Annotated in this window: 1 protein-coding gene; it reads right to left on the reverse strand. The window is 77.8% G+C overall.

Features of this window, described 5'->3' with window-relative positions; all coding sequences use genetic code 11:
* Positions 1–816 (reverse strand): hypothetical protein (locus OZN99_RS32700; RefSeq protein ID WP_270939341.1); only part of this gene is annotated, 816 nt, incomplete at both ends.

Genomic DNA, 816 nt, shown 5'->3' on the forward strand with positions numbered 1-816 from the left:
ATCGCCGGCCGAAGCCCGAGCACGTCGCCGAGCCGCCCCTCCGCCGCTGCGAGCGCGGCGAGCAGCGCCGGGCGCGGCAAGGCAGGCAGGCAGCGCAGTACGGCCAGCGCCAGCCGCGCGAAGGGCTCGCCTTCCAGATACGCCAGCAAGGAGGCCATCGCGGGCGCCCCGTCGCGCCCGTCCTCTTCTGCCAGCGCGGCGATGCCGCGGGCTAGTTCCGCGAGGTTCGCGGCGCCGGCGTCGGGCGCCAGCAGCAGCGCCAGGTTGTCCGGCTCGCCATTGGCCTCCGCCAGCATCGCGCGCGCGCGCCGCGCGCTCTCCAGCCGCGCCTCCGCCCCGCGATGCGGCGAGAGGGCCAGCAGCGTCGGCACCAGCGCGTCGTTCGCGTCGCGCTTCGGCCGGTCCTCGATCTCCTGCATGGCCTGGGCGGCCAGCGCCTCGGCGCGCCGGGGATCGAGGCGCGGGTTGATCGCCAGCGCCGCACGCAGCAGCGGCGCGGCATCGGGTGCCGGAAGCTGCGCGACCGCGGCCAGGGTGGGGTCGAGCAGCAGCCGCGCCTCGCGTTGCGTGAGGTGCGGGGAGAAGGTCATCAGGGCGGGGATGGCGGCGGCCATCACCGGGTCGGCGGCGGCATCCGCCTCGGCCTGCTCCAGCGCCGTCTGCGCAAGCTCCGCCGGGATGCGCGGCAGCGCGCCGAGCACCGCCGCCGCGAAGCCGCGCTGTTCCCTGTCGTCGGTCCGGCGCAGCAGCGCGGGCAGCGGCGCGAGCCAGGCCGCGGCCTCGTCGGCCGGCAGGTGCTGGGCGAGGGCGGCGATG

It is taken from the genome of Falsiroseomonas oryzae, assembly GCF_027856955.1.
Lineage (GTDB): Bacteria > Pseudomonadota > Alphaproteobacteria > Acetobacterales > Acetobacteraceae > Falsiroseomonas > Falsiroseomonas oryzae.